The organism is Vibrio sp. 1580 (genome assembly GCF_033340055.1).
In genome coordinates this window covers 1-529 of sequence record NZ_JAWOVT010000675.1, presented here as the reverse complement: position 1 = coordinate 529, position 529 = coordinate 1, and the positions used below count along the sequence as shown (strand labels likewise).

The 529-nt window shown below is 44.2% G+C and carries 1 protein-coding gene; it reads right to left on the bottom strand.

The window, feature by feature from the left end:
• A partial coding sequence (locus tag R7093_RS27790; RefSeq protein WP_318147353.1) for an EAL domain-containing protein occupies positions 1-529 on the bottom strand: 529 nt, incomplete at both ends.

The window sequence follows — 529 nt, the reverse complement described above, 5'->3', positions numbered from 1 at the left end:
CGCGTACCAGAGAGTCATCTTTGTTGTCTTGCTGGGTTTGTGCGATAAACGAGCGATCGATTTTAAGCCCATCAAAGTTAACTTGTTGAAGATAGGACAGGGCAGAATAGCCAGTACCAAAATCATCTAACCAGACTTCAATACCAGTGGCTTGCAGTTTGCGCAGAACGAAGTGGGCTTTTTCGATGTCGTCCATCAAAAGTGACTCCGTCACTTCTACGTGAATGTCTTTGGCGGATACATTGTATTGCGATAAAAAATGCTCAAATATGAGGCTAAGATCCTGACGGTAGATTTGTCGTGGGGACAAGTTCAACGCGATATGAAAATCATGGTCGAATGCTTCTGCCCATTCCGCTCTTTGCTTGATCGCGGTTTCGATCAAATGCTCACCAAGATCGAGAATCAAGTCGTTTTGTTCTGCAATCGGAATAAACTGTTCAGGACCAATGTAACCTTTCTCGGGATGATTCCATCGCACTAAAGCTTCAACCCCAACCAACTGGTAGGTCTTAAGGTCAAATTTAGG